The sequence below is a fragment of the Micromonospora sp. NPDC050795 genome (assembly GCF_044456785.1).
Lineage (GTDB): Bacteria > Actinomycetota > Actinomycetes > Mycobacteriales > Micromonosporaceae > Micromonospora.
In genome coordinates this window covers 15034-33297 of sequence record NZ_JBITGE010000007.1, presented here as the reverse complement: position 1 = coordinate 33297, position 18264 = coordinate 15034, and the positions used below count along the sequence as shown (strand labels likewise).

At 71.4% G+C, this 18264-nt stretch carries 15 protein-coding genes; 5 read left to right on the top strand and 10 right to left on the bottom strand.

Annotated features, from left to right (window positions below):
- The first annotated feature begins 61 nt into the window (after positions 1–61).
- Complete coding sequence (locus ACIBEF_RS08195; protein WP_396792293.1) at positions 62–1750, top strand: DEAD/DEAH box helicase; 1689 nt, start codon at positions 62–64, stop codon at positions 1748–1750.
- Positions 1751–1838: 88 nt separating this feature from the next.
- Positions 1839–3011 carry a class I SAM-dependent methyltransferase gene (locus ACIBEF_RS08190; protein ID WP_396792291.1) on the top strand — a complete coding sequence of 391 codons (1173 nt, stop codon included), beginning with the start codon at positions 1839–1841 and terminating at the stop codon, positions 3009–3011.
- Here ACIBEF_RS08190 and ACIBEF_RS08185 read toward each other — a convergent pair.
- Positions 3008–3448: a hypothetical protein gene (locus ACIBEF_RS08185; protein WP_396792289.1), complete on the bottom strand. Its 441-nt coding sequence runs from the start codon at positions 3446–3448 to the stop codon at positions 3008–3010. The genes ACIBEF_RS08190 and ACIBEF_RS08185 overlap by 4 nt on opposite strands.
- A 247-nt stretch (positions 3449–3695) precedes the next feature.
- Between ACIBEF_RS08185 and ACIBEF_RS08180 the strand changes: the two genes are divergently transcribed.
- Positions 3696–4112, top strand: coding sequence for a helix-turn-helix domain-containing protein (locus ACIBEF_RS08180; protein ID WP_396792287.1), 417 nt, complete (start codon positions 3696–3698; stop codon positions 4110–4112).
- A gap of 103 nt (positions 4113–4215) precedes the next feature.
- Here the strand turns inward: ACIBEF_RS08180 and ACIBEF_RS08175 are convergent, their stop codons facing one another.
- The 8 genes from ACIBEF_RS08175 to ACIBEF_RS08140 all read right to left on the bottom strand — a co-directional run bounded on the left by ACIBEF_RS08175 (position 4216) and on the right by ACIBEF_RS08140 (position 14321).
- On the bottom strand, positions 4216–5142 hold the full coding sequence (locus ACIBEF_RS08175) for a hypothetical protein (protein ID WP_396792284.1): 927 nt from the start codon (positions 5140–5142) through the stop codon (positions 4216–4218).
- 402 nt (positions 5143–5544) lie between these two features.
- Positions 5545–7668 carry a DEAD/DEAH box helicase gene (locus ACIBEF_RS08170; RefSeq protein WP_396792282.1) on the bottom strand — a complete coding sequence of 708 codons (2124 nt, stop codon included), beginning with the start codon at positions 7666–7668 and terminating at the stop codon, positions 5545–5547.
- 113 nt (positions 7669–7781) lie between these two features.
- Positions 7782–8885, bottom strand: coding sequence for a branched-chain amino acid ABC transporter permease (locus ACIBEF_RS08165; RefSeq protein ID WP_396792280.1), 1104 nt, complete (start codon positions 8883–8885; stop codon positions 7782–7784).
- Positions 8882–9772: a branched-chain amino acid ABC transporter permease gene (locus ACIBEF_RS08160; protein WP_357200733.1), complete on the bottom strand. Its 891-nt coding sequence runs from the start codon at positions 9770–9772 to the stop codon at positions 8882–8884. The genes ACIBEF_RS08165 and ACIBEF_RS08160 overlap by 4 nt, the downstream gene beginning before the upstream one ends.
- Complete coding sequence (locus ACIBEF_RS08155) at positions 9772–10500, bottom strand: ABC transporter ATP-binding protein (protein WP_396792277.1); 729 nt, start codon at positions 10498–10500, stop codon at positions 9772–9774. The genes ACIBEF_RS08160 and ACIBEF_RS08155 overlap by 1 nt, the downstream gene beginning before the upstream one ends.
- On the bottom strand, positions 10497–11240 hold the full coding sequence (locus ACIBEF_RS08150) for an ABC transporter ATP-binding protein (protein ID WP_355005715.1): 744 nt from the start codon (positions 11238–11240) through the stop codon (positions 10497–10499). The genes ACIBEF_RS08155 and ACIBEF_RS08150 overlap by 4 nt, the downstream gene beginning before the upstream one ends.
- 2 nt (positions 11241–11242) lie before the next feature.
- Entirely contained in the window at positions 11243–12442 is a 1200-nt protein-coding gene (locus tag ACIBEF_RS08145; protein WP_112699098.1) for a substrate-binding domain-containing protein, read from the bottom strand.
- Between the two features lie 757 nt (positions 12443–13199).
- Complete coding sequence (locus tag ACIBEF_RS08140) at positions 13200–14321, bottom strand: glycerophosphodiester phosphodiesterase (RefSeq protein ID WP_396792276.1); 1122 nt, start codon at positions 14319–14321, stop codon at positions 13200–13202.
- 139 nt (positions 14322–14460) lie between these two features.
- Between ACIBEF_RS08140 and ACIBEF_RS08135 the strand changes: the two genes are divergently transcribed.
- Complete coding sequence (locus ACIBEF_RS08135; protein WP_396792274.1) at positions 14461–15795, top strand: TrkH family potassium uptake protein; 1335 nt, start codon at positions 14461–14463, stop codon at positions 15793–15795.
- 68 nt (positions 15796–15863) lie between these two features.
- A complete protein-coding gene (locus ACIBEF_RS08130; protein ID WP_396792272.1) occupies positions 15864–16532 on the top strand; it encodes a potassium channel family protein in 669 nt (222 codons plus the stop codon).
- 53 nt (positions 16533–16585) lie between these two features.
- On the opposite strand, the gene ACIBEF_RS08125 is transcribed toward ACIBEF_RS08130, so the two are convergent.
- Positions 16586–18238: a protein kinase gene (locus tag ACIBEF_RS08125; protein ID WP_396792270.1), complete on the bottom strand. Its 1653-nt coding sequence runs from the start codon at positions 18236–18238 to the stop codon at positions 16586–16588.
- Positions 18239–18264: the final 26 nt, after the last annotated feature.

The window sequence follows — 18264 nt, the reverse complement described above, 5'->3', positions numbered from 1 at the left end:
ATACCGAACGCGCCCTGAGGACATGACGGGCGCACCCACGAGAGGGCACCCCCACATCCACATGAGCGACCTGACTCAAGAATTGTTGGACGGCCAGGAACTGGCCCCCACCGCCCCGGTCCGACCGGAGGCCCCCACGTTCGCCGCACTCGGCGCCCGCGCCGAGACCGTCGAGGCCCTGGCCTCGGCCGGCATCACCCGCGCCTTCGCCATCCAGGAGTACGCGATCCCGATCGCGCTGCGCGGCGTCGACCTGATCGGCCAGGCGCCCACCGGCACCGGCAAGACCCTCGGCTTCGGCGTACCGCTGCTCGACCGGGTGTTCGCCCCGGGCGAGGGCAGCGACGGTGTTCCGCAGGCGCTGGTCGTCGTCCCCACCCGTGAGCTGGGCATCCAGGTCGCCAAGGACCTGGCCGCCGCCGGCCGGACGCGTGGCGTCCGGGTGCTGCCGATCTACGGCGGCGTGGCGTACGAGCCGCAGATCGACGCGCTGCGCAAGGGCGTCGAGATCCTGGTCGGCACGCCCGGCCGACTGATGGACCTGCAGAAGCAGAAGCACCTCCGGCTCGACCGGGTGCACGCACTCGTCCTCGACGAGGCCGACCGGATGCTCGATCTGGGCTTCCTCGACGACGTCGAGAAGATCCTGGCGATGCTTCCGGAAGACCGGCAGACGATGCTCTTCTCGGCCACCATGCCGGATCCGATCGTCACCCTGTCGCGGCGCTTCCTGCGCCAGCCGATGACGATCCACGCCGGGCACACCGCCGAGACCGGCCCGTCGCCGCAGACCCAGCAGTTGGTCTACCGCACCCACTCGATGAACAAGGTCGAGGTGGTGGCGCGCATCCTCCAGGCGGAGGGGCGCGGGCTGACCATGATCTTCACGCGTACCAAGCGGGCGGCCGACCGGGTCGCCGAGGATCTCGACTTCCGTGGGTTCGCGGTCGCAGCCGTACATGGTGACCTCGGCCAGGGTGCCCGTGAGCGGGCGCTGCGGGCCTTCCGGGCCGGCAAGATCGACATCCTGGTCGCCACCGACGTGGCGGCCCGTGGGCTGGACGTCACCGGCGTCACCCACGTCATCAACTACGACTGCCCGGAAGACCAGGACACCTACACCCACCGGATCGGTCGTACCGGCCGGGCCGGCGCGACGGGTGTCGCGGTGACCTTCGTCGACTGGGACGACATGCCGCGCTGGCGGATCATCGACAAGACCCTCGGTCTGGAGATGCCGGAGCCGCCGGAGACGTACCACACGTCGCCGCACCTCTACACCGACCTGCACATCTCCACCGAGGTCAGCGGCACGCTGCCCACGGCCGAGCGCACCCGGGCCGGGCTGTCCGCCGAGATCGAAGAGGATCTGGGTGGGACGACCCGCTCCCGTCGGGGCGACAGCGGTGGTCGTGGCCCCCGACGCGGCGAGAGCCGTGGTGAGGGTCGTGGCGAGCGCCGTGGTCGGGGCGATGGCCGCCGCGACCGTTCCGACGCCGGCACGCCGGCCGCCGCCGAGGCACCTGCGGCCGACGCCGCCGACGAAGGCACCCGTACCCCCCGCCGTCGGCGTCGCCGCCGGGCCGGCGAGGCGGTCGCGGCCGAGACGACCGCGGTGATCTCCGCCGACGCCGGTCCGTCCGAGCCGGCCACCGCGTCCGACGGCGAGGCGTCCAAGCCGCGTCGCCGACGCCGCCGCCGTGGTGGCGGTTCCGACGCGGGTACGCCGGCCGAAGCGACAGCGGACTGACCACCAGCCACACCTGACATCCCCCGCACCGCCTCGCGCGGTACGGGGGATGTTCCCTTCTCCCACCCCACCTGCCGAAGATGGAACGATGCCGCAACCACTGGACGCCGCCCTGACCGAGGTTCGGGCGCTGCTGCTCGACCCCGCGCTGACCCGGGCGGTCGCCGCCGGACGTCGACGCGGTCGCCGCCCCACAGTTGAGCGGGCCGAACTGCGGCCGGTGCGGCTCAAGGCCGGGCCCCGGATGCAGATCACCACGTCCGACGGTGCTCGCCCCTACACCCGCAACCTCGCCTCCGGTCCGGAGGCCGCTGCGGCCATCGACGAACTGCTCGCCGAGCCGTTCGGCAACTGGCACGTCGAGACAGCCGACGCGACCCTTCAACTGCGGGTGACCAAGTCCGGCGAGGCGCAGGTGCACCGGGCCGCGACGTCCCGTCCGGTGGCGACGCCCACCGGGAACGACCGGGCGAAGGAATACCTGCTCGACCCCGGTGACCCGATCTTCGCCGAGATCGGCGGCTCGGCGGCCAAGCGTCGCCAGGTGGACGCGTTCCTGCGGGCCCTGGCCGCGACCCTGCCCGACGACCTGACGGGCCCGCTACGGGTGGTCGACCTGGGCTGCGGCAACGCCTACCTGACGTTCGCCGCGTACCGCTACCTGACGAGTCGGGGGCTCGACGTCCACCTGGTCGGCGTGGACGTCCGGGAGGACCAGCGGCGGCGCAACACCGAGCTGGCGCAGCGGCTCGGCTGGGCCGACCAGGTCAGCTTCGTGGCCGGGACGATCGCCGACGCCGTCGTCGACCCCGCCCCCGACCTGGTGCTGGCGCTGCACGCCTGCGACACCGCCACCGACGAGGCGCTGGCCCGCGCGGTGCGCTGGGAGGCGCGCTGGGTGCTGGCCGCGCCGTGCTGCCACCACGATCTGGCGAAGCAGCTCCGCGCCCATCCCGCCCCGGCCCCGTACGAGCTGCTGACCCGGCAGGGCATCCTGCGCGAGCGCTTCGCCGACGTGCTCACCGACGCGCTGCGCGCCGGGTTGCTGCGGGTGCACGGCTACCGGACCGAGGTGGTGGAGTTCGTGGACTCGCAGCACACCCCGCGTAACCTGCTGATCCGCGCCCGTCGGACCGGTGCCGGGGCGACCGGGCCACAGCGCGCGGAGTACCGCGAGCTGGTGGACCAGTGGCAGGTCACTCCCCGGCTGGAGACCCTGCTGGCCGCCGGAGAGACGCCTGCTCAGCTCCTTAGTAACTAGCGTCGGCGGTCCCGGCCACCGTTGCGCTCGCTGACACCACGGTCGAGGACCGACACTCGGTCGGCGGCGGGCCGCTGGGCGGCCCAGTCACCGTCGACCGGGGTGGTCGGGAATGGCACGACCTTGCCGTCGGTCCCGGCGTTGCCGGCCGCCGCGAAGGCGTTCCAGGAGATGTCGACCAGCAGCTTCTTCACCTCGGCGTGCCGGATGGCGGCGTTGTGCTGCAACGCCATCCGGGCGCCGAGCAGGACAGCGACCAGCGTGGTGGTGATGGCGCCGGTGGCGGCCAGCACCTGGAGACCGGTCGCGGAGTCGGTGCGGAGCACCAGGACCAGCAACCAGATCCAGAACGCGGCGGCGAAGACGCCGGCCTTGGCGACGAAGAAGAGGCTCACCGCACCGGGCTGGTACGGCTGGGGGCGGCTCAATTCGGCCATGGTGCTCCTCGGCGATGGTCCCGTCGCAGGCGGCGGGCGAAAGACGCGATGTCGGGACGGGCACCGAGCTTAATGGAAGAACGATGAAGATCGCTCGATGCAATTTTCGTTCTGCACACACGCTTCCAGAGAAAAGTCTCGCCCACGGGACAGTTTGTGCGGTCAGTCAATTGATTCCGGCTCCCCGCGTACTACCCTCGGAAGGCGCATCGTCCCGGTGCTCCGGCAGGGGGGAAGACACGCAGGGATGGGATCAGCCGACGTATCACCGCAGATGGCCTTCGCTCGCTTCGTCCGGCGCGCCATCGATGACGCTCGCGACGAACGTGGCTGGACCGTGACTGATCTTGCCTCGCACACGGGCGTGGGCCGCTCCACCGTCTTCCGCTGGCTGGCCGGCGACTGGCAGGACTATCCCGAGTTGGCCAAGGTGCGCGGCTTCTGCGCCGCGCTGGATCTGCCGGTCGCTGCCGCGTTCCGCGCGCTCGGCCTGCCCGACGCCGGTCCCGCGCCCCGTCGACGCACCGACGAGGGCCCGGTCGAGGCCGACGTCCGGGCCATCCTGGACCGGCTGGCCGACCCCACGGTCCCCGCCGAGGAGAAGCACCACATCCGCGACCTGCTCCGCTACCTGGCCCGCCGCCCCATCCGCCGAGCCAGCTAACCCGCCCCGCCCCGAGACGGGTTGATCATGGAGTTAGCGTCACGACACGCTGGGACGAGAGAAGACAACCTCATGATCATCGGGGGATAGCGGACGGGCGGGGCTAGGGGACGGTCAGGGTGAACTCGGCGGTTCGGACTTCCGCGTTCACCTGGAAGTCGAGGTAGAGGCGGTAGCGGCCCGGGCCAGGGGTGGTCAACCAGAACTTGATCTGACCGTCCACCAACTCGGTCTCCGGGTGCACGTGCAGATAGCCGAGGTCGCCCTCGCGCAACGCCACCAGGTGCCCGTACGCCCCGAGGTACCGCGCCAACTGGGCTGCGCCACCAGCACCATCCACCCGGAAGGTCAGCGGCACTGTCGCCCCGGCCTGCGCGGTGCCCTGGTAGCCGACGGTGAAGCCGTCCACTGTCGTCGAGGTGGCCGGCCCCGGCAGTGGACGGGGTCGGTAGTCGCCGGGGGCCACCAGGTCCGCCCCGAGGGTCACAGCGGTCTGCGCGCCGTTGTCGGCGACCACTGTGAAATCGGCGTACGCGCGCCAGAGGCCAGGCTGCGCGAGGGTCAACGGCACCGACCAGGTGCCGTCCGCCGCCATGGTCGGGTGCAGGTGCTGGTAACCGGTCAGGTCCCGCCGGACGACGATGAGGTGCATCGGCTTGTCGTGCACGATGGCGAACCGGCTGATCGGCCGGCGCTGCGCGTCGCGCACCTGGAAGCGGAGCTGACCCGGGCGACCCGCCACGAACTCGGTGGCCAGGGGCACCAGGGTGAACCCGGCCGAGCTGACCGCCAGACCACCCGGCTCGACGGCCGCGCCCTGATCGGTGGCCGTGGCGCTGCCGTGGTTGTGCGGCGCGACGCCCGGTGGGTCGGTGTGCTCGGCGGCCAACGACGGGCTGCCGGTGACGGCGCCGTTGGCGTTCAGCCGGCCGAGGCCGAAGCCGAGCAGCACCGCCAGCACCAGCCCGCCGACCACCAGCGCCAGCCGGAGGGTGCTCCGGTCCGGCTCGACGGGGCCCTGGTCAGCCACGACCGACGCCCAGCGCCTGACCGGCCTCGCCGCCAGCGATCCTGCCCGCAATGGTCCGCGCACGGGTGAAGGGCTGCTGGTTGGTCATGCCGACCACGGTACCGCCGCGCCCGGCCGGGTCAGGCCGACGCCCGGACAGCGTGGCGACCGTCGCACTCGACACCGCCCGGGAACTTTCCCACCCCGACCGGCGCAGATCGCGCCGCAGCGCCAAGCAACGCCCCGAGCAGGCACGGACCACGGCGCAGATCGCGCCGCGGCGCCAAGCAACGCCCCGAGCAGGCACGGACCACGGCGCAGATCGCGCCGCAGCGCCGGGCAACGCCCCGAAAAGGCACGGACCGCGGCGCAGACCCGAACATCGCCGAGGACCGGCCTCGTGGCGGACGTGGGGGCGGCGGGTCAACCGGCCACGGCGAGGGCGAGCGGGAGCACGTCGGTCGCGCCGGCCCGACGCAGGGCCCGGGCCACCAGCGTCATCGTCCAGCCCGAGTCGATCAGGTCGTCTACGAGCAGCACCGGGCCGTCCAGCCCGGCCAGGGCGTCGGCCAGGTCGGTCGGCACGGTGAAGGCGTCGTGCAGCGCGCGTACCCGTTGGGCGCTGTTGCCGCGCGGCCCGGCCGGGCCGTCGGGGCCGGCCGCGGTGACCTCACCGAGCAGCGGCAGCCGACCCACTGTGGCGATCCGCTCGGCCAGCGAGCCGAGCAGCCGGGGCCGCCGCCGGGAACCGACCGCGACCACCGCCACCGGTCGACGAGGCCACGGGTTGTCGCCGTGCGCCCACGCCTTCAGCACCTCCACGACCGCGCCGGCGACGTCGTCGGGCACCGGCGCGTCCGGCGCTTCCGGGCCGACGAGGGCACGCAGCCGGCTGCCCCAGCCCAGGTCGGAGAGTCGCCCGACGGCCCGGCCCGGCAGCGCCTGCTCCGCGGGGGCGATCCGGCCCTTGAGGGGTACGCCCACCGCGTCGAGCCCGGTCGGCCAGAGCTTCTTCGGAGCGATCTCCACGCCGGGTCGACCCAGGTAGGTCTGCGCGGCGGCGAGCGCGGCTGTCGACACGTCCGCGGCGAAGAGCGGGTCGGCGCACCTGTCGCATCGGCCGCAGTCGACCGCCTCGGTGTCGTCCAGGCGTTCCCGTAGATACCGCATCCGGCAGTCGGACGTCGTCGCGTACTCCCGCATGGCCTGTTGCTCGACGGTGCGCGCCTCGGCGACGCGGCGCAACCGGGCCTCGTCGTAGACCCACGGCTCGCCGGTGGCGAGCCAACCACCGCGCACCCGGCGGACCGCGCCGTCCACGTCGAGCACCTTGAGCATCAGCTCCAGCCGGGCCCGGCGCAGGTCGACGAGGGGTTCGAGGGCCTGGGTGGAGAGCGGGCGGTCGGTGTGCAGGGCCGCCAACACGGCCCGGACCTGCTGCTCCGGTGGGAACGCCAGCGAGGCGAAGTAACGCCAGATCGCGGCGTCCTCGACGCCGGGCAGCAGCAGCACCTCGGCGTGCTCGACGGCGCGGCCCGCGCGGCCGACCTGCTGGTAGTACGCGATCGGCGAGGGTGGCGCGCCGAGGTGGACGACGAAGCCCAGGTCGGGCTTGTCGAAGCCCATGCCGAGGGCGCTGGTGGCGACCAACGCCTTGATCTTGTTGTCGAGCAGGTCCTGTTCGGCGGCGCGGCGGTCGGCGTCGTCGGACTGCCCGCTGTACGAGGCGACCGGGTAGCCCCGGGAGCGCAGGAACTCGGCGGTCTCCCCCGCTGCGGCCACTGTCAGCGTGTAGACGATGCCCGAGCCGGGCAGCTGGTCCAGGTGGTCGGCGAGCCAGGCCAGCCGGTGCGCCGGGCTGGGCAGGTCGAGCACCCCGAGGCGCAGCGACTCGCGGTCCAGGGTGCCGCGCAGGATAAGGGCGTCACCCAGCTGCTCGGCGACGTCCTGGGTGACCCGGGCGTTGGCGGTGGCGGTGGTCGCCAGCACGGGGGTGCGTTCGGGCAGCTCGGCGAGGAACGTCCGCAGCCGCCGGTAGTCCGGCCGGAAGTCGTGCCCCCAGTCGGAGACGCAGTGCGCCTCGTCGACCACCAGCAGGCCGGTGGTGGCGGCCAGCTTCGGCAGGACGCCGTCGCGGAAATCCGGGTTGTTGAGCCGTTCCGGGCTGATCAGCAGCACGTCCACCGCGCCGGTCTGGATCTCGGCGGTGATCTCGTCCCACTCGTCGAGGTTCGCCGAGTTGATCGTGCGGGCCCGGATGCCGGCCCGCGCGGCGGCCTCGACCTGGTTGCGCATCAACGCCAGCAGCGGCGAGACGATGACCGTCGGGCCGTGCTCCCCCCGCTCCCGCAGCAGGGCGGTGGCCACGAAGTAGACAGCCGACTTGCCCCAACCGGTGCGCTGGACGCAGAGCACCCGCCGCCGGTCGACGACCAGCGCCTCGATGGCGCGCCACTGATCCTCGCGCAGCCGGGCGTGGTCACCGGCCAGCCGGCGCAGCACCGCCTCGGCCCGCTCGCGTACCGCTGCCCGCTCTGCTGTCTCCACCCGGCATTTCTACCAGCGCCGTCCGTCATACCCTTGTTGATCAAGAGGTTTGCGTCACCATCCGGTCGGCTTCTGACGCAAACCTCTTGATCAACGGGCTTATCGGCCCGGGGTTATCGGCGGGGGCGGAGGGCTCGGGTCAGGTGGGAGAGGCGGGGGGCCAGACTGGTCAGGCCACCTGGGAAGAAGTAGACGGCCAGGATGAAGACAGTGCCCAGGACGAACAGCGGCTGGCTCAGCGGACGGCTGAGGACGGCCGGCAGGTTGTCCACCGCGTCGCTCGTACCGAAGGCGGTGAGCCGGTGGTCCAGGTACATGTAGAGGACACCACCGAGCACCGGACCCCACCGGGTGCCCGGCCCGCCGAGCACCACCATGACCAGCAACGACAGGGTCAGCTCGGACGACGTGATGTGCGGCGACGCGCCGCCGACGATCAGGACGTAGACCACCCCGCCCGCCGACGCCAACCCGCCGGCCAGGGTGAACGCCACCAGCTTGTAGCGGTACGGGTCCAGCCCGAGCACGCCGATCCGCCGCTCGTCGTCGCGCAGCCCGGCGAGCACCCGACCGGTCGGTGAGCCGCTCACCCGGTGCACCACGAAGACCACCAGCGTCAGGTACGCGAGCGCCAGCCAGTACAGGTTGACCGTGTTGGTCACCCCGACCAGTCCGGCGGGCAGCCCGGACACGTCCAGCGGCAGGCCCTCCTCGCCACCGGTGAGCCCGCCGAAGTCCCGGGCCACCAGAATCGCCCCGACCTGCGCGAAGGCCAACGTGACCATGGCGAACGCGATGCCCACGGTACGCAGCGCCACCGCGCCGAGCAGCGCGGCGAGGATGGTGCCGCCGGTGATGGTCAGCAGCGCCGCCTGCCACAGCGGCAGACCGGCCCTGGTGACCAGGATGTCGGTGCCGTAGACACCGGCGGCGAAGTACAGCGCGTGCCCGAAGGAGAGCATCCCGGTCCGACCGAAGAGCAGGTCGTACCCGGCCGCCAGCCCGCCGAAGATCAGGCAGATGGCGAGAATCTGCAGGGTGCCGGGTGAGTTGACCGGCCCCTCGAAGATCCCCGGCAGGGAGATCGTCGAGTACGGCAGGATCGCCAGCACGACGAGCGCTACCAGCGGCAGGAACGGGCGGGCCCGGTGCCACCTCCCCCGCTGCGGGGTCAACTCGTCGGGCACCTGCGCGGGAGGAGCGTCGATCACCGTCATGCCGTTGCCACCTTTCCGGCGATGCCCTGCGGGCGCAGCAGCAGCACCACGGCCAGCAGCCCGACCACGCAGATGTCGCCGAGCCCGGACGTGCCGTAGTAGTTGACGAACTGCTGCACCAGCCCGACCACGACCGCCGCGTACGCGGAGCCGACCACCGAGCCCATTCCGCCGATCACCACCACGATGAACGCGAAGATCAGCAGCGAGCCGCCCTGCCCGGGCGAGACGGTGCCGAAGTAGACCCCGCCGAGCGCGCCGGCGAGCGCCGCAGCCGCCCCACCGATCGCGAAAACCAGCGTGAACGCCTTGCGGACGTCGATGCCCAGCGCGGTCACCATCTCCCGGTTCTCCACGCCGGCCCGGATCACCAGGCCGTACCGGGTCCACCGCAGGAACGCCAGGATCGCGCCGAGCACCAGCACCGCCGCGATGATCAGCAGCAGGCCACCGTTGGGCACCTGCGCACCGAAGATCCCGGTCACCTGCCGGGTCCAGTCCGGACGCGGGAACGGACGGGCGTCCGCACCCCAGGTGGCCTGGAGCAACGCCACCCCGGCCAGCGACAGCCCGACGGTGACCAGCACCTGCTCGATGGTGCGGGAGTACAGCGGGCGGATCAGCACCAGCTCGACCAGGATCGCGACCAGCGTGCCGGCGGCCACCCCGAAGGCGACAGCGACCACGAAGCCGAACCCGTCCGGGCCGGCGCCCGGCAGGTTGCCCGCCGCCCACCAGGTGCCGTACGCGCCGACGCCGAGGAACAGCCCGTGCGCGAAGTTGAGCACGTCGGCCAGGCCGAAGACCAGGGACAGGCCGGACGCGACCAGGAAGTACAGCGCCGCCAGACCGAGCCCGGTCAACGCCAACAGGATCACGGTGCCCATCAGTGCGACACCTCCGCCGAACCGACACCGAGCAGCGACTTCGTCAACGCGGTCTCCAACAGCAACTCGTGGGCGTCGCCGGTCCAGGCCACCTTGCCGGCGGCCAGCACGACCGCGTCGCGGGCCAGTCGGCGTACGACGGCGAGGTTCTGCTCGACCAGCAGCACCGGCACCGACTCCGCGACCCGTTCCAACACCTCGGCCACCTCGGTCACCACCTTCGGCGCCAACCCCTTGGTCGGCTCGTCGACGAGCAGCAGCCGGTTGTCGTTGAGCAGCACCCGACCGATGGCGAGCATCTGCTGCTGCCCTCCGGACAGCGAACCGGCCCGTTGCCGTCCGCGTCGGTCCAGCTCGGGAAAGAGCGCGAAGACCTTGTCGTACGCCGGGGTGGTGCCCCGCCGTTCGGCGAGCCGCAGGTTCTCCGCGACGGTGAGCCCGGCGAACACGCAGCGGTCCTCGGGCACGTAGCCGAGCCCACCGCGGACCAGACGGTGTGTCGGCCGGGCCAGCAGACTCTGCGCGCCCATCCGGATGGTCCCGCGGACCTCCCCGGCAGGCGGGGTGAGGCCGACGATCGCGCGCAGCGTGGTGGTCTTGCCGACGCCGTTGCGACCGAGCAGCACTGTCACGCCGGTCGGGGCGACAGTGAAGGACACCCCCTGGAGGATGTGCAGCCCGGAGATCCGGACCGACAGGTCCTCCACAGTGAGGATCGGTTCCGTCACAGCGACTCCCCCAGATAGGCCTCTTGCACTGTGGGGTTGGCCATCACCGTCTCCGGGGTGTCGCAGGCCAGCAGCGCACCGTGGTGCATGACGGCGATGCGGTCGGCCAGTTCCAGGATGACGTCCATGTGGTGTTCGACCATCAACACCGCCCGGCCGCTGTCGCCGGTCAACGATTTGATGACGGCGACCAGCTCTGGCACGTCCTCGGCGCTGACCCCGGCCATCGGCTCGTCCAGCAGCATCACCCGCGGTTCACCGGCGAGCAGCAGGGCGATCTCCAGCTTGCGCTTCTCGCCGTGGGCCAGGGTGCCGGCGAGGGCCGTACCCCGGTGGGCGAGGCCGACCCGGTCGAGCGCCGCGTCGGCGGCGACGGCGACCTCCCGGTCGGCCGCCGCCCGCCGCCACAACGCCATCGAGCCCCCGCGGTGCGCCTGTACGGCGAGCCGGACGTTCTCCCGCACGCTCAGCGAGCCGAAGACCGAGGACGCCTGGAAGGTACGGCCCAGGCCGAGGCGGGCCCGCCGGTGCGGCGGAAGCGCCCCGATGTCCTGCCCGTCCAGAACGACCCGACCCTCGGTGGCCCGACGCAGGCCGGTGATCAGGTTGAACAGTGAGGTCTTACCGGCGCCGTTCGGCCCGATGACGCCCAGGAACTCCCCGGGAGCCAGGTCGAGGTAGACGCTGTCGACGATGGCGACCTCACCGATCCGCCAGGTCAGACCGCGGGTGGCGAGCATGGTCAGCCCTTCATGGCCACGGCCGGCGGCGCGGTCTCGTCACCGGTGAGGCTCTTCTGCGCGGTCGCCGTGAACGCGGTGCCGCTGCCGGTCAGCTTGGCCTGGAACATCGGCTGGAGCAGCGCGTGGTCGGCGGCCCGGATGGTCATCTTGCCCTTGACCCCGTCGAAGCTCCAGCCCTCCAGAGCGGTGACCATCTTGTCGACGTCGTCCCCGCCCTCCTGCGCGGCCCGGACCACCATCTGCGCGGCGGCGAAGCCGTCCGGGTGGAACAGGTCGATGGTGTTGACCTTGGCCTTGAGCGCCTTGCTGGCCTCGGTGTCGCTGGCACCGTCGAAGTAGTGCGACAGGAAGGAGATCTTCGCGCCGGCAGCACCGAAGGTCGGCCACGAGGCGCGGATGTCCAGACCGGTGACGACGGTGGTGGACGAGAGGACGCCCTGCTGGTCGAGGGTCTGCCACATGGCCGGGGCGGTCGTGCCCGCCCACGCCACGAAGAGCAGATCCGGCTTGGCGGCCTTGATCTGACTGGCGAACGGGGTGAACTCGGTGGCACTGGCCGGGGCCCGGACGCTGCTCACCGTCGCGCCCGCGCTGCCGATGACAGCCTTGACGGCGGCCTCGTTGGCGTCACCGAACGCGCCGTCCTGGGCGAAGACCACCACCTTCTTGCCGGTGGGGTCGCCGATGAACGACTTGGCGGTCACCACGTCCTGGTACGACTGCCGACCGGAGCGGAAGGTGTACTTGTTCGCGCCGGTCACCGCGTCCGTGGCGGCCGGGCCGGAGATGAACAGCACCTTGTTCTGCGCCGCGATCGGCGCCACCTGGAGCGCCACACCGGAGGCGGTGGAGCCGGCGATGATCTTCGTGCCCTTGCCGATCAGGTCCTTCGCCGCGGAGACCGCCTTGGCCGGATCGCCCGCGTCGTCGACCTCGGTCAGCTCGATCTTCCGGTCACCGACCTTGCCGGTGCCCTGGGTGGCGAAGTCCAGCCCCGCCTTGAACCCCTCGATGTACTGCTTTCCGTAACTGGCCAGGGCTCCCGACTGGGAGTACACCAGGCCGACCTTGACCGGCGCGGCACTGTCGCCGCCGCCGGTGGCGGTGTCCTGCGGGCTGCCACAGGCCGTGGCGGCCAGCGCCGCGGCCATCATCGTGGCGGCGGAGAGGAACGCCCGCCGCGTCGTCCGGACCGTCATTGCGACTCCACATGAGGACTCAGAGGGAGAGAACTTCTTCGTGACGGCTCACGCTAGAAGTGACGTCACCCACGAGCTATGTGGCGGAAACACACAAGTAACAGGAATGAGGTGGCCGGAGGTTACAGCGGGCCGCACTACCAGCCGGGAGCTCATGCCCTCGATGGCCCGAACCCCCACGGAGCACCCGAACCGTGTGTCGCCCCGCGCCATTCGCCCCGGTTCGGTCGGCCGCAGGGCCCGTCGTGGGCCGCTCACGCGTGGGCAGCGCCGACGCGCCCCGCACGCCGAGCGGGCGAAGATCGCCGAAGTTGTCGCCCGGATTCCGGCTCGAGCTGTCAAGATCGTGCTCGATCGTGGACGTCGCGCCGCACTGCCCCTGCTCCGCGATCTTGCACTTTCTGTCCCGACATAAGCTGCATTCCACCCATGTCGACTACCGAAATCGCAAGATCGGCGCGGTCTTCTCGCTCCACCTACCGTGATCGGCCAGGATCCCTTTCTTCAGCACGGGTTGACCTGCGGCTACAGCGCGGTGCGATTCGGTTACGGCATCAGCTCCAAAGCGTCCGCGAGGTGATGCCCCCACCCCTGCGGGCACCTTCAGGCGGGCGGGCACAGGGCTGGCCCGTCGTCCGGGTGGCGGACGACGGGCCAGCGTGTGGGCCGGGCGTGTCAGCCCGGTCGTCGACTCGGAGCGGATCAGCTCCGGGCCGAGGTCAGCTCGGCGGGGACTCCTAGGGAGGCCCGGAGTGGGTCAGCGCGCGGCGCGGCCGGCGAGGGCGGCGACGGCGGTGTCCGGGTGGTCGCTGAAGACCCCGTCGAGGCCCAGGCCGAGGAAGAGCTCGTACTCGGCGGTGATGTCGCCGCGCGCGTTCGGGTCGGCGCCGATCCGGAAGTCCGCCGGGAGGAACTGGTTCTCGGCCCGGAACGTCCAGGAGTGCACGAGCAGGCGCTCCCGGTGCGCGTCGCGTACGACGTTGGTGGGGGCGAGCAGGGCGCCGGCAGCGTTCCGGGGAACGATCAGGTTCTTGTTCGCGCCGATGCCGTCGGCGTACCCGGCGATCCACTTCAGCCCGGCCGGCGTGACCAGATCCTGGTAGGTGCGGGCGTCGCCGGCGACGGTGAAGTCGTACGGGCGGCCGGTCGCGTCGAGCAGTTGGACCAGCTTCACGTCGGTGAGCCGGCTCAGGCGTCGCAGGTTGGCCGTCTCGAACGACTGGATGAAGACCGGCGAGTTCTTCCGGTCCAACGTGTTCTGCCGCAGCACCCGCAGCAGCGGCTCCTCCAGCGGCAGTTTGATCGACGCGAAGTAGCTCGGGTGCTTGGTCTCCGGGTAGATGCCGATGGTGCGGCCCCGTGCCCGCCCCTCGGTCCGGGCCAGGTCGATGACTTCCTGGAGGGTGGGCACCTCGAAACGGCCGTCGAAGGCGGTGTTCGCCACGCGTACCTGCGGCAGCCGCTCCTTGGCCCGCAGCGTCTTCAGCTCGGCGAGGGTGAAGTCCTCGGTGAACCACCCGGTCACCGCGACACCGTCGATGGTCTTCGTCGCCTTACGGGCCGCGAACTCCGGGTGGGTCGACACGTCGGTGGTGCCGGAGATCTCGTTCTCGTGCCGGGCGACCAGCACGCCGTCGGAAGTGGAGACCAGGTCCGGCTCGATGTAGTCGGCACCCATCCGGATCGCCAACCGGTACGCCTCCAGCGTGTGCTCCGGCCGGTAGCCGCTGGCACCACGGTGGCCGATCACTATTGGTCGGTCGTTGGCCCGGGAGCGGTCCGCGTCGGCAGTTGGTTCGGCCGCGGCCATTGTCGGCAGGGCCACGGCGGCGGCGAGCAGAGCGCTGGCCACGCCGAGGGTCGAGAGGGTACGTCGCAACGCCGTCTCCTGTCATCGATGGTCCGGGTAAGCAGACCGTCCGTGATTTGCCAGGAGTTGGTCGATGGCTGGCCGGCAGATGAATCTCCGGAATGCCCGTTCCCACTCCGGAGGCGCGGGCGGACAGGAAGATTGTCTGGTGCGCCGGTTCTTCCGCAATCCCGTGCGGCTGGTGCCGTTCGCGTTCCTGGTGCCGATCCTGCTCGGCACCGGGCTGCTCATGGCGCGCTGGGCGACCGACGAACACGTACGCCCGCCAGTGGTCACGGCGCTCTTCACCGCCACCTCGGCCGTGTCGGTCACCGGCATGGCCATCACCGACACGCCGAACTACTGGTCCGGCTGGGGCCTGCTGGTGATCACCCTGCTCACCCAGCTCGGCGGCCTCGGCATCCTCACCGTCGCCGCGTTGGTCATCCTGGTGGTCTCCAGTCAGCTCGCACTCCGCAACCGGTTGCTGGTGCAGGCCGAGACGGCGGAGTTCGGCCTCGGTGACGTGGGCCGGTTGCTCCGCCGGATCGCGCTGACCGTCTTCGCCTGCGAGGCGGTGATGACAGTGCTGGTCGCCGGTCGACTCTGGCTGACCTACGACTACCCGTTCTCCGAGGCCCTCTGGTCGGGCGTCTTCCACGCCGTCCAGGCGTTCAACAACGGTGGCTTCGCGCTCTACACCGACGGCCTGCTGGCCTTCAGCCGTGATCCGTGGGTGTCGCTGCCCCTGGCGATCGGCGCGATCATCGGCGGTCTCGGGTTTCCCGCGCTCTTCGAGGCGGTCCGCGAATGGCGGCAGCCGACCCGCTGGGCGGTGGCGACGAAGTTGACCATCTGGGGCAGCGCGGTGCTGCTGCTGCTCGGCTTCGGTGGCCTGCTCGCCGCCGAATGGACCAACGCGAGCACGATCGGCCAGTACGACGTACCCGGGAAGGTCCTCGCGTCGTTCACCCAGATCGCGTTGAGCCGCACCGGCGGCTTCAGCGTCCTGGACATCACCGCTCTTCAGGAGGAGAGCTACCCCCTGCTGATCGTGCTGATGTTCATCGGCGGCGGGAGCGCCAGCACGGCCGGTGGCATCAAGGTCTCCACGTTCTTCCTGCTGGCGTTCACCATGTGGGCGGAGCTGCGCGGTGAGCCCGACGTGACGATCGGGCACCGCCGGGTGGCCACCGCAAGCCAGCGGCAGGCGATCACCGTGGCGCTGCTCAGCGTCGCATTGGTGATGGCCGGAACCATGCTGTTGCTGCTGCTCACCGAGGGCGTCCGCTTCGTCGCGGCCCTGTTCGAGATCACCTCGGCGTTCAGCACCACCGGTCTGACCATCGGTCTGGCCGCCGACCTGCCGGCCGGCGGCCAACTGGCGCTGACCGTGCTGATGTTCATCGGCCGCGTCGGGACGCTCACCCTGGGGTCGGCGATCGCCCTGAACACCCGACGCCGGCTCTACCGCTATCCCCAGGAGCAACCCATTGTCGGCTAGGGCGTGGTTCGGAGGTGTCGGCCGGTCCACACACCGGGGACACGCCATCGGAAGCAGGGAGGGCCGAGGTGTCGGCTAGACGGGCGGACAGAGGCGGCATCGTGGTGATCGGGCTGGGTCGATTCGGTTGCCACCTGGCCGGGTCGCTGACCCGGATGGACCGCGAGGTGTTGGCGATCGACCGCAGCCCGGCGAAGGTGCAGCGCTGGTCGGCTCAGCTCGACCGGGTGGTTCAGGCCGACGCGACCGAGGAGGGGGCGCTGCGGCAACTGGGCATCACCACTTTCGGGCGGGCGGTGGTGGCCATCGGGGCTTCGGTGGAGGCGAGTGTGCTCACCGTGTTGGCGCTGGTCGAGCTGGGTGTACCCGAGATCTGGGCGCGGGCCACCTCGCAGAAGCACGCCAAGATCCTGGCGTCGGTGGGCGCGCACCACGTGATCTTCCCGGAGGCGGAGACCGGGGACCGGGTCGCGCACCTGATCGTCAGCCGGTTGCTCGACTTCATCGAGTTCGACGACGACTTCGCCATCGCCACCGTCCGGGTGCCGGAGTCCCTGGTCGGGCGCACCCTGCTCGACCTGAGACCGGAGGAGCGCTTCGGGGTACGCGTGGTCGGCGCCAAGCTGCCGGGCGAACGCTTCCGGTACACCTCCGACGACACCACGCTTCCCCAGGGCGGGGTGCTCATCGTCGAGGGTGGGATCGACCAGGTGCAGCGATTCGCGGGGATGCGCTGACCCGCCGTGGCCTGCTTACTTCTTCCGGTGACCGCCCGGCCCCTTGGTCACCTTCACACTTTTCCCGGACCACCACCGGCGGCCTTCGCGGCCTTCGCGGGCTTCGCCGGGGCCTTCGCAGGCTTCGGCGGCTTGGCCTTCGACGCGCCGCCGCCCGCACCGGAGCCGCCGCGTGCCGTCGTCTTCTTCGGCGGGGCCTTCACCGTGGCGGCCTTGGCCGGCGGGGCCGTGGACGGCACGCTGCCGGCGACCCCGGAAACCCGAACCCCGCAGGTCGCGTCGCCGAGTCGGAACTCGACAGGCAACGGGTTCGCCCCGCTGTACTTGCCGGTGAGGGTCACCTTCTCGGCCGCACCGGGGGCCAGCGTGGTGCGTTGGGCCGCCGGTCGGATCAGCACCGTGCTCCCCTGCTGGTGAACCGGCGCGGGCTCCGCCTTCGTCACCTTCTGCTGCCCGGGGAAGGTGAAGCTCATCGCCCAGTCCCGCAGCTCACGGCCACCCGTGTTGGTCAGGGTCAGCTCGGCGGAGAAGTCGGTGCCGGAGTCGGTGCGCAACGCGTACGCCACCTCGCAGGGCGCCGCCGTCGGCAGACCCATCCGAGCCTCGGTCGTCGGCCGGTCCTCTCCGCTGGCCGGGCTGCGCGAGGTGAACCCCCACATCGCCCCGGTGACAGCGATCAGCCCGACGGCGGCCACGCCGGCCTCCACCCGCCGACGCCGGGTCACCCGCTGCTGGGTCCGACGGTTACGGGTCCGCGACAGCGGCAACGCGTCGGTCGCCGCCGACCAGGGCAGGATGGTGGTACGCGCACTGCCGAGCATCGCCGCGTCCAGCGGCCCGGCGGCCGGGGAGACCGGCACCGCCGCGAGCATGCCGGCCGCCTCGGCGAGCGTCCGGGTCAGCTCGGCGGTGGCCGGCCGGTCCGCGGGTCGCTTGGCCAGGCAGCGTCCGACCAGGTCGGCCACCCCGTCGGGCAGCCCCGGGACGGTGGGCATCGGCTCCGGGTCGTTGTACATGTGGGCGCGCAGCATCTGGGTGGTCGTGCTGGCCAGCCACGGCAGTCGGCCGGTGAGCATCCGGTAGAGCAGCAGCCCAACGGCGTACACGTCGGTGGCCGGGGAGACCTGGCCGTTGTCCAGCCGCTCCGGGGCGAGGTACGCGGGAGTGCCCAGCAGCGCGCCGTCCGGACCCTTCTCGCTCTCCCCGACGAGCGCGGAGATGCCGAAGTCGACCACCTTGACGCCGGTCGGGGTGAGCATGACGTTGCCCGGGGTGACGTCGCGGTGCACCACCCCGCGAGCGTGCGCGGTGGCCAGCGCGGAGCTGACCTCGGCGCCGATGGTCACCGCCTCCCGCCACGGCAGTTGACTCTCCCGACCCAACCGGCTGGCCAGCGAAGCGCCGTCGACCAGTTCCATCACCACGTACGGCACCGTGAGACCGACCTGCTCGGACTCGCCGTAGTCGTACACGTTGGTGATGTTGGGGTGGCAGAGCCGCGCGGCGGCCTGCGCCTCGATCCGGATGCGGTGGCGGAAGGCCCGGTCGCTGGCCAGCCGGGAGGCCAACACCTTCACCGCGACCTGGCGACCCAGCACCTCGTCGTAGCCACGCCAGACCACCGACATGCCACCCGCGCCGAGTTGCTCGATCAGCCGGTACCGCTCATCGAGCAACTGCGCGCCGTTCCGGTCCCCACCGCCCATGGTGAGCGATGTTGCCCAGTAACGGC

What these genes read in the sequence shown, in the direction of transcription:
- ACIBEF_RS08195 (WP_396792293.1), top strand. Translation starts at nt 62, where the DNA reads ATGAGCGACCTGACTCAAGAATTGTTGGACGGCCAGGAACTGGCCCCC.
- ACIBEF_RS08190 (WP_396792291.1), top strand. Translation starts at nt 1,839, where the DNA reads ATGCCGCAACCACTGGACGCCGCCCTGACCGAGGTTCGGGCGCTGCTG.
- ACIBEF_RS08185 (WP_396792289.1), bottom strand. Translation starts at nt 3,448, where the DNA reads ATGGCCGAATTGAGCCGCCCCCAGCCGTACCAGCCCGGTGCGGTGAGC.
- ACIBEF_RS08180 (WP_396792287.1), top strand. Translation starts at nt 3,696, where the DNA reads ATGGGATCAGCCGACGTATCACCGCAGATGGCCTTCGCTCGCTTCGTC.
- ACIBEF_RS08165 (WP_396792280.1), bottom strand. Translation starts at nt 8,885, where the DNA reads ATGACGGTGATCGACGCTCCTCCCGCGCAGGTGCCCGACGAGTTGACC.
- ACIBEF_RS08160 (WP_357200733.1), bottom strand. Translation starts at nt 9,772, where the DNA reads ATGGGCACCGTGATCCTGTTGGCGTTGACCGGGCTCGGTCTGGCGGCG.
- ACIBEF_RS08150 (WP_355005715.1), bottom strand. Translation starts at nt 11,240, where the DNA reads ATGCTCGCCACCCGCGGTCTGACCTGGCGGATCGGTGAGGTCGCCATC.
- ACIBEF_RS08145 (WP_112699098.1), bottom strand. Translation starts at nt 12,442, where the DNA reads ATGACGGTCCGGACGACGCGGCGGGCGTTCCTCTCCGCCGCCACGATG.
- ACIBEF_RS08125 (WP_396792270.1), bottom strand. Translation starts at nt 18,238, where the DNA reads ATGGGCGGTGGGGACCGGAACGGCGCGCAGTTGCTCGATGAGCGGTAC.